Raw genomic sequence first — 13591 nt, 5'->3', positions numbered from 1 at the left:
CCGGTCCGGTATGGTCGGCGTGTCCGCGGGGGCCGAAGGATAGAGGGCTTGATGGCAAATTGGTCGGCCGACAACGCCTTCACCGCCCGGCAGGCGGTGAACCCGGGCCTGCGCAAGGTCGCCCGGTTCCTGCCCCGCGGATACGCCCTGCATCGGGGTCTCAAGGTTCAGCGCGCGATCATGAACGTCTTCAGTAGCACCGGACGGCTGCGCGATGTGCCGGTGGCGGCGGTCGACGAGCACGTCACCGTTCGCCTGCACCGCCCGGCCGGTCTTCCCGAGCGGGCACCCGCACTGTTGTGGGTTCACGGCGGCGGCACGATCATGGGCCACGCCGCCCAGGACGACAAATACCTTCGCAAGCTGTCGCGGATGACCGGTGTCGCGATCGCGGCGGTCGAACACCGCCTCGCCCCCGAGCATCCCTATCCGATTCCGGTCGAAGATTGCTACGCGGCGCTGCTGTGGCTCGCGCGTCAACCCTGGGTCGACCCGGACCGAATCGCAGTGGGCGGCGCAAGCGCCGGTGGGCATTTCGCGGCGGCGATCGCGCAACGGGCCCATGACCGCGGAGACGTCCGCCCGATCTTTCAGATGCTGGTGTATCCCATGCTCGACGATCGCACCGGCACCAAACACGGCGGCCCCAAACGCATCATGTGGACCGAGACCGACAACCAGCTGGCGTGGCTTTGGTACCTGAACGGCGCGGATCCCACCGAGGCCGCCCCGGCGCGTCGCGACGATCTGTCCGGCCTACCGCCGGCATGGATCGGGGTCGGCACGCTGGACCTCTTCTATGAGGAATGCCGCCTCTACGCGCGACGCCTGCGCGAGGCGGGGGTTCCCGTGCACGAGGAGATCGCCCCAGGCGCGTTCCACGCGTTCGACCAGATTGTGGACAAGGCCCCGGTTTCGGTGAAGTTTTTCAGCAGCCAGTGCGATCACCTTCGGGACGCCCTGGTCGCGCCCCGCGCCTAGCGACGAAGTATGTTGCGCGCCAGGGGCATTCGAGGTCCCGCGAGACGGAACGTGCCCTTGGCGGCCGCCGCGACGCGGAACACCGCACCCGCCCTCCGACGGGACCGGCCGCCCAAATCCGGCGCCTTTTAACTGCAAAGTGTGCAGAACGTGCAACTATGGGTGGATGTCCAACCCGGTCGGGCTGCGCGAGCGCCGCCGCCGCCAGACGAGCGCCGACATCCGCGACGCCGCGGTGCGGCTGGCGCTGGAACGCGGATTCGACAAGGTGACCATCGACGAGATCTGCGCCGACGCCGGCGTCTCGACGCGCACCTTCTTCAATTACTTTCCGAACAAAGAGTCCGCGATCGCATACGGCCCGTCGGACATACCCCCGGAGCTGGTAGCGGAGTTCGTCGCGGCGGGACCCGCCCCCTACTCGGTGGTGCTGGCGGAGCTCATCACGCTGGCCGCGCACCACCTGCGCGACGTGCCGCCGAAACGCGAACAAGCGGCCGGCATGCTGGAACTCGCCAAGACCTCCCCGGCGGTGTTGGCCGCGTTCCTCGCCGAGCTGGAGCGGTTCCAGAACCACCTGACCGACGTCGTCGCGCGTCGCCAGGGCATGCGCCCCGAGGACGAGATCCCCGCGCTGATCGCCGCGCTGGCCTTGACGGCCGTGCGCTCGGGCATCGAGCGCTGGTCCAGCGGAGAAGCCGGCGCCACCGACGACACGCCGATGCCCTACGTGGAACGGGCCGCCGCGCTGGTCAACGGCATCTTTACGAAGTGACCTGAAACACCACGGCCCTTTATTGCATGACGTGCAAGATATGCACAATATGTACTATGCTCATCAGGCAGTCTCCGGAAGCGCTTCATGAGGTAGGTGTCGCCGGTACCAGGGCCGACTGCCGGTGCGCTTGGGCAGCCGTACCCGCTTCGGGCGTTCGAGCGCGCACGCATCAAGTGATCGGCAAAACCATTGCGGCGCAACGCAAATTGTGGCGCTTCCCTGCCCATGGGCAGTGCGCCGGCCACGCTGACGCTGACGAGATGGCGGCCGCCTGACGGGAAGGGGATCACCTAGGTGCAGGTATCGAAGCTTGTGCGCAACGCGTGGTTGCCGTTGCTGATCGTCGCGGTCCTGGTGGTCGGCGGCTTTGCCGTGGCCCGGGTCAAGTCCTTTTTCGGTGCCCAGGACACGGGCATCATGACCAGCCCACGCCTGGACGATTCCAAGCCCTTCAAGCCCAAGGTCGTCAAGTACGAGGTATTCGGCTCGGCCAGCAGCGCGAATGTCAACTACCTGGACCTGTCCGCGGACCCGAAGCGGGTCGACGGCGCGCCCTTGCCGTGGACGCTGGTGCTCAGCACGACCGCACCATCGGTATTCCCGAACCTGTCGGCGCAGAGCGACGGGGATTCCCTCGGTTGCCGCATCACCATCGACGACGAAGTCAAGGCCGAGAACCAAACCAACGGCGTGCACGCCCTGACCTTCTGCTTGGTGAAATCCGCATGAGCGCACATTTCGATGACGCCCGCACCGACACCATCCCCGCCGTCGCCGGCGAACCGATTCGGGACAAGATTCCGCGGCTGATCCGAACATTTGCGGTGCCCATCATCCTGGGCTGGATCGCGATCATCGCGGTGCTCAACACCGTCGTCCCGCAGCTGGACGAGGTGGGGAAGATGCGCTCGGTGGAGATGACTCCCGACGACGCGCAGTCGGTCGTCGCGACCAAGCGCATGGGCGCAATCTTCAACGAGTACAAGTCCAACAGCTCGGTCATGATCGTGCTCGAGGGCCAAAATCCCCTCGGCGCCGACGCCCACGCCTACTACGACCAAATGGTCAAGAAGCTCGACGCCGACACCAAACACGTTGAGCACGTGCAGGACATGTGGAGCGATCCGCTCACCGGGGCGGGCGCGCAGAGCAACGACGGCAAGGCCGCCTACGTCCAGGTGTACCTGGCGGGTAACCAGGGCGAGGCCCTGGCCAACGAGTCGGTCGAGTCCGTCCAGAACATCGTCAAGAGCCTGCCCCCGCCCCACGGGGTGAAGGCGTACGTCACCGGGCCCGCGGCGCTTTCGGCCGATCAGCACACCGCCGGCGACCGCAGCCTGCAGGTCATCACCGCGGCCACCTTCACGGTGATCATCGGCATGCTCCTGTTGGTCTACCGGTCGGTCGTCACCGTCTTGCTCACGCTGGTGATGGTGGTCTTCGAGCTGTCGGCCGCGCGAGGAATGGTCGCTTTCCTGGGCTATTACAAGATCATTGGGCTTTCGACGTTCGCCACCAACCTGTTGGTCACGTTGGCGATTGCGGCCGCTACCGACTATGCGATCTTTTTGATCGGGCGATATCAGGAAGCCCGTGCCGTGGGCGAGTCACGCGAGGACGCGTACTACACGATGTACAAGGGCACCGCTCACGTGGTGCTCGGGTCGGGTCTGACTATCGCCGGCGCGACCTTCTGCCTGCATTTCACCAACTTGCCCTATTTCCAGACGCTGGGCATCCCGCTGGCCATCGGCATGGTGGTGGTCGTGGCGGCGGCTCTCACGCTTGGGCCCGCGGTCATTTCGGTGGCGACCCGCTTCCGCAGGACGCTCGAACCCCGGCGGACGCAACGCATTCGCGGGTGGCGCAAGATCGGCGCGGTCGTGGTTCGCTGGCCCGGGCCGATCCTGGTCGTGACGATCGGGATCGCCCTGATCGGCTTGCTGACCCTGCCCGGGTACCGCACCAATTACAACGACCGCAACTATCTGCCGGCCGACCTGCCCGCGAACGAGGGCTACGCGGCCGCGGATCGGCACTTCTCCCAGGCGCGGATGAATCCCGAAGTGCTGATGATCGAGAGCGATCACGACCTGCGCAACTCCGCGGACTTCCTGGTCATCGACAAGATCGCCAAGACGGTCTTCCGGGTGCCCGGAATCGGCCGCGTGCAAGCCATCACGCGGCCACAGGGCACGCCGATCGAGCACACGTCGATCCCATTCCAGATCAGCATGCAGGGCGTCACCCAGCAGATGAACCAGAAGTACCAACAAGACCAGATGGCCGACATGCTGCACCAGGCCGACATGATGCAGACGACCATCGACAGCATGGAAAAGATGTCGAGCATCACGGCGCAGATGGCCAACGACATGCATCAGATGGTCAAGAAGATGCACGACATGACCATCGACATCAACGAATTGCGCCAGCACATGGCCGATTTCGAGGATTTCTTCCGGCCGATCCGCAGCTACCTGTACTGGGAACGGCACTGCTACGACATCCCGGTGTGCTGGTCGCTGCGCTCGGTGTTCGACGGCCTGGACGGCATCGACATCATGACCGACGACATCGAGAGCCTGCTGCCGATCATGGACCATCTGGACACGCTGATGCCGCAGATGGTGGCGCTGATGCCGTCGATGATCGAGAACATGAAGGCCATGAAAACCACGATGCTGACCATGTATTCGACCCAGAAGGGTCTACAGGATCAGCAGAACGAGGCGCAGAAGAACTCCAACGCCATGGGTAAGGCCTTCGACGCGTCCAAGAACGACGACTCGTTCTACCTGCCGCCGGAGACCTTCAACAACGCCGAGTTCAAGAAGGGGATGAAGAACTTCATTTCGCCCGACGGGCACGCGGTGCGCTTCATCATCAGCCATGACGGCGATCCGATGTCGCAGGAAGGCATTTCGCACATCGGCGCCATCAAGAAGGCCGCGTACGAGGCGCTCAAGGGCACGCCGCTGGAGGGGTCGAAGATCTATCTGGCGGGCACCGCGTCGATCTACAAGGACCTCAGCGACGGGAACACCTATGACCTGCTGATCGCCGGGATCTCTTCGCTCTGCTTGATTTTCATCATCATGCTGCTGATCACGCGCGGGGTGGTGGCGTCCGCGGTGATCGTGGGCACCGTCTTACTCTCGCTGGGCGCGTCGTTCGGCCTATCGGTGCTGATCTGGCAGCACCTCATCGGCATCGAACTGCACTGGATGGTGCTCGCGATGTCGGTCATCATCCTGTTGGCCGTGGGTGCGGACTACAACCTGCTGTTGGTGGCGCGGTTCAAGGAGGAGATCTACGCCGGGCTTAACACCGGAATCATCCGGTCGATGGGCGGTACCGGCTCGGTCGTCACCTCGGCCGGCCTGGTGTTCGCCTTTACGATGATGACGATGGCGGTCAGTGAGCTCACGGTCATCGGGCAGGTGGGTACCACGATCGGACTGGGTCTGCTGTTCGACACCCTGATCGTTCGGTCACTGATGACCCCATCGATCGCCGCGTTGCTGGGCAAGTGGTTCTGGTGGCCGCAACGCGTGCGTCAGCGCCCGGTTCCCTCGCCGTGGCCCAAGCCGAGCGACGAGAAGGCGTCCGAAGAAACCGAATCCCTCGCTGCCGCTAGGTAACCCACTCGGGCTGCCCGGCGGTGTCGACCGCGGAGAAGTCCTTGTGGCCAAGGCCGGCCGTGGTGCCGCCGTCGACGACGAACTCCGAGCCGGTCGAATAACTCGACTCGTCGCTGGCCAGGTAGACGACGAGGTTGGAGACCTCCTTGGGCTGGGCGATCCGCCCCAGCGCGGTCTGGAAGATGTCCTCGGGCACCCACTCGGTCATCGGCGTCTTGATCAGCCCGGGGTGGATGGAGTTCACCCGGATCCCGCTGGGCCCCAACTCCAATGCCGCCGACTTGGTCAGCCCGCGGACGGCGAACTTGGTGGCGGTGTACCCGTGGCAGGCGATCGTGCCGGCGATCCCCTCGATGGAGGAGATGTTGATGATCGATCCCCGCCCGGCCTCCTTCATGGGTTTCACCACGGCGCGGATGCCGAGAAACACGCCCGTCAGGTTGATGTCCAGGATCCGCTGCCACTCCGAGAGCGCGTAGTCCTCGAAGGTGCCGACGTTGATGATGCCGGCGTTGTTGACGAGCACGTCGATGCCACCGAACTCGCTGAGGGCGGTGGCCACCGCGGCATCCCAGTCCTCGGGTTTCGTCACGTCGAGGTGCAGATAGCGGGCCGCGTCTCCGACCTCCGCCGCCACCGCCTTGCCCTCGTCGTCGAGGATGTCGCCGAACACCACCTTGGCCCCCTCGGCCACCAGCGTCCGCACGTGCGAGGCCCCCATCCCCCGCGCACCCCCGCTGATGAGCGCGACCTTTCCGGCCAACCGATCTGCCACTGCGATTCTCCTGTCGTGTGAGTCCTAAGCACCATACGTACAGGAGTCAACGTATGGCCATTGGCCTATTTTTTGTCCGACCACCGGAAAACTACGAGGCAGGCAATCAGCCCGCCGACGCTCCACGCGGCCAGTACGAAAAATGTCGGCCAGTGCTCCCAGCTGCCGGCCGGTTCGAAGGCGGCCATGTCCGGCGGCAATAGCACCGAGCGGAACCCTTGGGCCATCCACTTCACCGGAAAAACCGAGCCCAGGGTCAGCATCCATGCCGGCAACGCGACGAGCGGAACGTAGGTGCCCGACACGAACTGCAAGGCGACCCCCGGGCCGTTGGTGATCACGGCGGCCGAAACCGCTCCGCTCGCCAAGTTGCTGACGAAGATGCCCAGCAGCGAGCAACTGACGATGCCCAGGACGAACACCCACATCAGGGTGAACCAACCGAAAGCGGTTGTCGGCAGGGCGAGCTTGAAGATGAGCACGCCCACGGCGAGCAGGACGACGGCCTCGGCGAGGCTGGCGAAGGCAACCAGGCAGATTTTTCCGATGAAGTACGACGCCGCGGTTGCCGGCGTCCCCCGCAGTCGCCGCAGCGCGCCGGCTTCGCGGTCGGCGGCGATGCTGATGCCGAGGTTGATGAACGAGGTGGACAGGATCCCGTACGCGAGGATGCTCGCCGCGATGACCGCGCCGGTGCTGGTATTGCTGTGCGGCAGTTTCGTCGAGAAGATCGAGCCGAGCAGGATGCCGATTACGGCGGGCATCGAGAAGGTGAGCACCACCTGTTCCGGCCGCCGGTAGAACATCTTCAGCTCCGGCACGATGCGCGACAACCCGATTCGCACCGGAGACGGCAGCGGCACCGCGGACGGGCTCGAATGGCGTTGCGGTGGGGCAGATCTCCGCGCGTGACCGATGTCCATCACGCCTCGCCGATCAACCGCAGGTAAGCGTCTTCGAGCGTCGGCCGGGAGACCGTCAGCTGAGCCAGTTCTGCCCCGTGCTTCGATCGCCGCCTGATCAAGTCGGTCGGGCGATCCGTCACCTCCACGTGGGCACGGCCCGCCTCCACCCACCGGACCGTCGCGGCCGTACTGACGTACTCGGTCAGTTTTGCCGGTGAGTCGACTGCCACCACCCTGCCGTCGGCCAGGACTGCGACCCGGTCTGCCAGTGCGGCGGCCTCCTCCAGGTAGTGGGTCGTCAATACGATCGTCGTGCCATCGCTCGCCAGCAACCGGATGAGATCCCAGAATCGCCGCCGGGCATCGGGATCGAACCCGGTCGTCGGTTCGTCGAGGAAGAGCAAGTCGGGCATGCCGATGATGCCGAGGGCCACGTCGAGACGACGGCGCTGCCCGCCTGACAGCGTCCTCACCCGGGAGTCGGCAACCGGCGTCAGCCCGACGAGTTCGAGCGTCTCCCCCGGAAGTCGCGCCCTGCCATAGCATTTCGTCAGCATCTGAATGGTTTCCGCCACGGTCAGCATCCCCGCGTCGCTGACTTCTTGCAATACGATGCCGATCTTGGCGCGCCAGCTACGGCCGGCGGTTCCGGGATCTTCGCCAAGCACGCGCACGTATCCGGAATCCCGTTGCCGGTGACCCTCGAGGATTTCGATGGTCGTCGACTTTCCCGCGCCGTTGGGCCCGAGGATGGCGAAGATTTCGCCGTAGCCGACGTCGAGATCCACATCGCGCACGGCCTGCAACTGCCCGTAGGCCTTTGACAAACCTCGGACGCGCACCGCGCGGGATTCGTCCCGCTCCGTCGCTGCCGTTGGGTCGCCTTTGTCGGCCAGCTGCTCGGCTCGTGCCGGCCGTGTCCGCCCAGGAGCGTTCATGCGTGCGTTCCCCCCGCGTCCTCCTCGGCTGTTTCGAGGTCGAGCAGCAGAGCCCGGAGTTCGTCTTCAGACAACTGCTCCACCAGGCGGTCGACCTCGTCGGCGGCCGTGCGTTGCTGCCGCTGTTCGGTGACCACGGTTGGGTCGGCGCTTCCCAGTTCAAGCCGGCCAAGTATCCGAGCGGCCAGTTCGTTGACACTGACTCCCCTGAGCAGGTCCAGCACCGGCAGGTCGACGGCGAACTGGGCGTGGATCCGGGTTCTGAAATCCATTGCCATCATTGAGTCCAAGCCGAGGTCGTCTAGGGCGTCGTCGAGCCCGATATCGGTCGGGGCGAGGTCGAAGACCGCGGAGCCGATCTGTCGCACCAGGCGAGCGACCATGTCGGCCCTGTCGGCTTCCGGGCACGCCGCGAGGGAATCCAACACCGAAGTCTCGACATCGGTTTTGGCGGCCGCCGGTTCGGTGGCGCCCAGTTCGGAAAACATCGGTGGCAACTGCCCGACAAGGCCGACGCGGCGGGCCCGCGTCCAATCGGCGGTGATAGCGATGACGTTGGGCATCTGCTGGTTGATGAGCCGATCGAGGATCTGGGCTCCCGCGCCGGGCGTGATCAGCTCGATCCCCCGATGCGCATAGATCTTCTCGAGCTTGAGGTCTTCGACCATGCCTACTGACCACGGGCCCCAGCCGATCGTGGTGGCCGGCAGTCCCTCGGCCCGCCGATAATGCGCGAAGGCGTCCAGGAATGCGTTGGCGGCGGCGTAGTTCCCTTGGCCGGGTGATGCGATGACCGAACCCGCCGACCCGAACATCACAAAGAAGTCGAGCGGCTGTCCTTTGAAAGCGTTGTGCAACACGCGGGTACCCACGACTTTGGGCGCCATCACCTTGGTGAAATCCGCTTCGGTCATGTTGACCAAGAGTTGGTCGTGGACAGACCCCGCGGCGTGAACGATTCCACGAACCGGTCGGCCCTCGTCTCGGATGTGGTCACTCAACCAAGCCCGCACCTGGTCCGCGTCGGTGATGTCGACGCTGGCCGTCGTCACCCTGGCGCCGAGGCGCTCGATCTGCCGAATCGCGTCGACGGCCGACCGGTGCTTGTCGTCGTGGGATAGCAACGGCCAGCGGCTCCTTGGCGGGAGTGCGCTTCGGCTTAGCAGGGCGATATGCCGCGCTCCCCGTTGGGCAAGGCACGTCGCGACGACGCGTCCGAGGGCTCCCGGTCCGCCGGTGACCACGTAGGTGGCATCGGGTGCGAGTTTGGTCGGGAAGGCTTTCGAGAGGCTGCTGGCCGAGCGAAGACGCGGGACCAACGTGGTGTTTCCGCGGATGGCGATCTGATCCTCGGCATCGTCGTCGAGCACGTGGTCGCAGATGCGCGCGGCAGCCTCGACGCGGTCGTCGGCGGCGTCGATATCGATCAGCCCGCCCCACTGCTTGACCAATTCCTGGTGGCCCACGACGCGGCCGAGCCCCCAGATGACCGCTTGTTCGACCGCGAGCGCCTCGGTCCCCAGCGCCGGTTGCGCGTTCTCGGTGACCAAGTACAGGCGCGGCTGGACGGTCTCGTGCTCCGCGAGGGATTTCACAAGATGCAGAACGGTGAAAACGCCTAAGCGCTCGGTCGTTTCGGTCGGATTCACGTCGTGGTGCACCGGTTGGCCGTCCGGATGTGCGGGCATATCCAACGGCCAGCAGTCGATGATCCCGGCAAGGTTGCCTTCTTTGGCGAGGTGGGTTTCGAGCAACTGATGCAGCTGACGCGGTTGGCTGGGGTTCACCGCATACCCGCCGTCGAATTCGGTGAGCGCTTCCACGGGTCGGTGCTCGACCACGCGGACGCGCTGACCCCTGCGGCGCATCCGCTCCGCGAGCACTGAGCCGACGCCCGCCGCATCGACGAAGACGATCCACGACATGTTTTCTACGGCGATCGCGTTCTCCCGCTCGTCGTGTCCGGGACGGGTATGCGCAATCCACTGAATCTCGTAGAGCCCCTTGTCCACACGCTCGGGCGACATGTGAGAAGACACAGCGAGTGATTGCACCGTGAAGCCATTGAAGGCGGCGAGGGGCTGCCCGTCGGCGCCGGTCACGGTGATATCACTCTCGATCTCGTCGGCGGTGGCCGAAACGACCCGTAGATGGACGTTCATGTCACGCTCGGCTGAGCCGTATATCGCGCTTCGCCGGATCCGAACGGGAAGGTAGGGACTTTCGCGGGTCTCGTGCCCGAGAAGCGGTGCGCCAAGCAGTGTTTGAAAGGCCCCGTCGATGAGGGCGGGATGGAATCGGTATCGGTCGACATCGTCGCGGAGCGCTCCCGGGGTGACGATTCGGGCTGTCGCCCAACCATCTCCGGCAGTCGCCCCGGTCACGGTCCGGAACGCTTCGCCGTACGCCAAGCCCATGGCTCGGGTACGGGCGTAAAACTCGTCGCCCTCGATCGTGGTGCCCTCTCCCGCGCAGTTGAAGCTCGCGCAATGTCCCGGCGGCGTCGGGAGTGTGTTGAGTTCCGCGGTCGCCGTCAGCGTCCACTTCAGCTCCCCGCCCGCCGTCGCAGTGAAGGCGGTGAATTCCAGTGCGCCGGTGTCCTGATCGAGTGTTGTCCTGAGTATGGGGTCACAAGTGTCATCGAGAACCAGGGCTCGTCTCAGCGTCAGGTTCTCAACGCTGTGGTGCGCGGACCCGTAGGCGGCCTCCCCGGCAGCGAGGGCCATTTCGATGAATACCGCTCCAGGTAGGAGAACACTGCCCTGAACCCGGTGATCCGCGAGGAAGGGCAACATCGCGGTGCCCAGCTCCACTTCCCACGTGGGATGCACGGCCCCGCCCACCGGTTGCCCGAGCAGGGGATGCACCGGGTTGTAGTGGAGGTCCTCCGCGGCTTCCTGGGTCTCGTTCCAATACCGTTTGGATTGCCATGGGTAAAGGGGAAGTTTCAGCAGCCGCGCCCCGTTTCGGGGGTATAGAGCTTCCCACCTCACCGGGTGACCCTCGCAGTGCAGTGCGCCAACGCAATTCATCAGCGTGCGGCCGTCGTCCGCGTCGCGCCGCTGGGCCGGCAAGACCACCACGTCGGTCTTTTGCGCCGAGGCGATCTCGACGATTGACGTCGCAAGGACGGGATGTGGCCCGAGTTCGACGAAATGGGTGTATCCATCGTCGAGCATTCGGTTGACCGCGGGCTCGAAAAGTACTGTGGCGCGGGTGTTCTGCCACCAGTAGCCGGCACCGGCGGTGTAGCCGTCCAAGCGTTCGCCGGTCACGGTGGAATACAGCGGCATGCTCGCCGGGCCCGAAGAAAGCCCTTGCAGGGCGCCGCAAAGGTCTTCTCTCACCATGTCCATGTGGTGCGAGTGATACGGCACCTGCACGCTGAGGAACCGGTTGAAGATCCTGAGCTCGTCGAGTTGGCGGGCGATGCGGTCCAGGGCGTCACCGTCGCCGGCGATGGTGACCGCCGAGGGGCTGTTGACGGCGGCGATCGATACACCGGCCCCGATGCCATCGGCCGCTCGGTTCTCCAGCGTCTGAATGAGCGATTCTGCACCGAGGCCCACGGCGAGCATGCGGCCGGATCCTCGGGTGCGCTGTTGCAGGCGACTTCGGTGGTAGATGACGCGGATCGCCTGTTCGAAGGTGAGTACGCCGGCCAGATGGTGGGCGGCCACCTCACCGGCGCTGTGCCCCACCACGCCGTCGGGGATGATGCCGAATTCCTTGAGCTGCTCGGCCAGCGCTATCTGGATGGCGAAGTTCGCGGGTTGGGCCACATCCGTTTCCGCCATGCGAGACCTGGATTCGTCGGCGCGGAGTTCGTCGATCAAAGACCACTCGGCATAACGGGATAGCTCGCGATCGCTTCGCACGATGCTGTCGGCGAAGGCGGGATAGGCGTCAAGCAGCCCCCGGCACATCTTCCACCACTGAGGCCCCATCCCGGTGCAGACGAACGCCAGCTTCGGCGCGTCTGCAGGCGTGCGGCCGACCGGGGTTTGCCCCTCTGCCAGGGCCTGAAGTTGACCCAGCGCGTCGCCGACACCGTCCGCGACGATCGCGCGGCGATGCGTCAGGTGGGTGCGTCGCCGGCTGAGCGTGTAGCCGAGGTCGAGCAGTGAGAGGTCGGGGTGAGCGTTCAGCTGCTCCGCCAGCCGACGAGCCGTTGCCGCTAAAGCCTCCTGCGAACGCGCCGACACCGGCAGCAAGGCCAAGGGCATCTGCCGAGATTTTTCCGGGACGGCTCGAGCGGGAACCGGCGGCTCGGCAAGCACCACGTGCGCGTTGGTGCCGCCGAAGCCGAAGGAGTTGACCCCTGCGACGCGTCGCCGGTTGCCGGGGAAAGGACGACCGGTCGACGGAACTTCGATGCCCGAATTCGCAAGCGCTATCGGGTCATTGAGGTGCAGGTTCGCCGGGATGTACCCGTGTTTTAGCACCAGCGCCGCCTTGATCAACCCGGCGACCCCCGCGCCGGCTTCCAGGTGGCCGATATTGGTCTTGACCGAGCCGATCAGCAGTGGATCGGCCGGTGACCGGTCGGCAGCCAACACGTTGCCGAGTGCCCCGGCCTCGATCGGGTCGCCGACGGGGGTGCCAGTGCCGTGCGCCTCCACATAGCCGACCTCGTCCGGACGGATACCCGCCCTGCGCAGTGCCGTGGCGATGGCCGCCTCCTGCGCCGCGGCGCGGGGCACCGTGATGCCGTCGGTGCGCCCGTCCTGCGACACCGCGGAACCCAGGATCTGAGCGTAGATTTCGTCACCGTCGGCCACCGCGCGCTCGAGCGGCTTGATGACGACCATGGCGCCGCCCTCTCCCCGCGCGTAGCCGTCGGCGGAACGGTCAAAAGCCTTGCAGCGCCCGCCCGGACTGAGGAACCCGCTCTTCGATTCGGCGATGCCGGTGTTGGGGCCGATCATGATGTTGACCCCGCCGGCCAGCGCGAGGTCGCATTCGCCGTTCCAAATACTCAGTGCGGCAAGGTGAACGGCGACCAGTGAGCTCGAGCACGCCGTGTCGATCGTCATGCTGGGCCCACGGAAATCGAAGGCAAATGAGATCCGGTTGGCCAGCATGGTCATCATCATTCCGGTGGCGGAATGGGCTTTGAATCGGTACCGGCTGGCGCGGCCCTGATTTTGCAGAAGTTGGTAATCGAGTGTGAAGCCGCCGACGAAGACGCCTACCTCGGTTCCCGCCAGGCTGTCGGCGGATATTCCACCGTCTTCCAGCGCCTCCCATGTCGTCCGCAACAGGAGGCGTTGCTGGGGATCGATCAGGTGCGCTTCGCGGGGAGAGATCCCGAAGAATTGGGGGTCGAATTGGTCGATCTCGTCGAGGAACCCGCCTCGCCGGGTAACCATCTTGCCGACCTTGGCGGGGTTTGGGTCGTAGTATTTCGCGGCGTTCCATCGCGATTCGGGGACGGTGCCGGTGGCGTCGGTTTCGGTGCATAGCAAGTGCCAGTAGCTGGTCGGGTCGTCGGCACCACCGGGGAACTGACAGCCGATTCCGACGATGGCCAAGGGGTCGCGGTTTCCGGTTGCGGCGCGCATGCTCAT

The 13591-nt window shown here is 65.2% G+C and carries 8 protein-coding genes; 4 read left to right on the top strand and 4 right to left on the bottom strand.

Features of this window, described 5'->3' with window-relative positions; genetic code table 11:
• Nucleotides 1–51: 51 nt before the first annotated feature.
• From WU80_RS02130 to WU80_RS02115, 4 genes are all read left to right on the top strand, one after another.
• The gene (locus WU80_RS02130) at nucleotides 52–981 is read left to right on the top strand and encodes an alpha/beta hydrolase (RefSeq protein WP_055399288.1); all 930 of its coding nucleotides are present in this window, start codon (nucleotides 52–54) and stop codon (nucleotides 979–981) included.
• Nucleotides 982–1147: 166 nt separating this feature from the next.
• Nucleotides 1148–1756, top strand: coding sequence for a TetR/AcrR family transcriptional regulator (locus tag WU80_RS02125; protein ID WP_055399290.1), 609 nt, complete (start codon nucleotides 1148–1150; stop codon nucleotides 1754–1756).
• Between the two features lie 297 nt (nucleotides 1757–2053).
• Nucleotides 2054–2488, top strand: a complete 435-nt coding sequence (locus WU80_RS02120) for an MmpS family transport accessory protein (RefSeq protein ID WP_197281027.1) — start codon at nucleotides 2054–2056, stop codon at nucleotides 2486–2488.
• On the top strand, nucleotides 2485–5403 hold the full coding sequence (locus tag WU80_RS02115; RefSeq protein ID WP_055399293.1) for an RND family transporter: 2919 nt from the start codon (nucleotides 2485–2487) through the stop codon (nucleotides 5401–5403). The genes WU80_RS02120 and WU80_RS02115 overlap by 4 nt, the downstream gene beginning before the upstream one ends.
• Here WU80_RS02115 and WU80_RS02110 read toward each other — a convergent pair.
• The 4 genes from WU80_RS02110 to WU80_RS02095 all read right to left on the bottom strand — a co-directional run bounded on the left by WU80_RS02110 (nucleotide 5396) and on the right by WU80_RS02095 (nucleotide 13585).
• Nucleotides 5396–6178, bottom strand: a complete 783-nt coding sequence (locus WU80_RS02110; protein WP_055399295.1) for an SDR family oxidoreductase — start codon at nucleotides 6176–6178, stop codon at nucleotides 5396–5398. The genes WU80_RS02115 and WU80_RS02110 overlap by 8 nt on opposite strands.
• 65 nt (nucleotides 6179–6243) lie before the next feature.
• The gene (locus WU80_RS02105; protein WP_055399297.1) at nucleotides 6244–7101 is read right to left on the bottom strand and encodes an ABC transporter permease; all 858 of its coding nucleotides are present in this window, start codon (nucleotides 7099–7101) and stop codon (nucleotides 6244–6246) included.
• Nucleotides 7101–8021, bottom strand: coding sequence for an ABC transporter ATP-binding protein (locus WU80_RS02100; RefSeq protein WP_082459697.1), 921 nt, complete (start codon nucleotides 8019–8021; stop codon nucleotides 7101–7103). Before WU80_RS02100 ends, WU80_RS02105 begins: the two co-directional genes overlap by 1 nt.
• The gene (locus WU80_RS02095; protein WP_156349401.1) at nucleotides 8018–13585 is read right to left on the bottom strand and encodes a type I polyketide synthase; all 5568 of its coding nucleotides are present in this window, start codon (nucleotides 13583–13585) and stop codon (nucleotides 8018–8020) included. Before WU80_RS02095 ends, WU80_RS02100 begins: the two co-directional genes overlap by 4 nt.
• Nucleotides 13586–13591 lie beyond the last annotated feature (6 nt).

The organism is Mycobacterium sp. UM_11 (assembly GCF_001414075.1).
Taxonomy (GTDB): domain Bacteria; phylum Actinomycetota; class Actinomycetes; order Mycobacteriales; family Mycobacteriaceae; genus Mycobacterium.
The sequence above is the reverse complement of the archived record's forward strand: the minus strand, read 5'-3'. Positions and strand labels throughout refer to the sequence as shown.

Coding starts and splice junctions, on each gene's coding strand:
- WU80_RS02130 (WP_055399288.1), top strand. CDS start 52: ATGGCAAATTGGTCGGCCGACAACGCCTTCACCGCCCGGCAGGCGGTG.
- WU80_RS02125 (WP_055399290.1), top strand. CDS start 1,148: ATGTCCAACCCGGTCGGGCTGCGCGAGCGCCGCCGCCGCCAGACGAGC.
- WU80_RS02115 (WP_055399293.1), top strand. CDS start 2,485: ATGAGCGCACATTTCGATGACGCCCGCACCGACACCATCCCCGCCGTC.
- WU80_RS02105 (WP_055399297.1), bottom strand. CDS start 7,101: ATGGACATCGGTCACGCGCGGAGATCTGCCCCACCGCAACGCCATTCG.
- WU80_RS02100 (WP_082459697.1), bottom strand. CDS start 8,021: ATGAACGCTCCTGGGCGGACACGGCCGGCACGAGCCGAGCAGCTGGCC.
- WU80_RS02095 (WP_156349401.1), bottom strand. CDS start 13,585: ATGCGCGCCGCAACCGGAAACCGCGACCCCTTGGCCATCGTCGGAATC.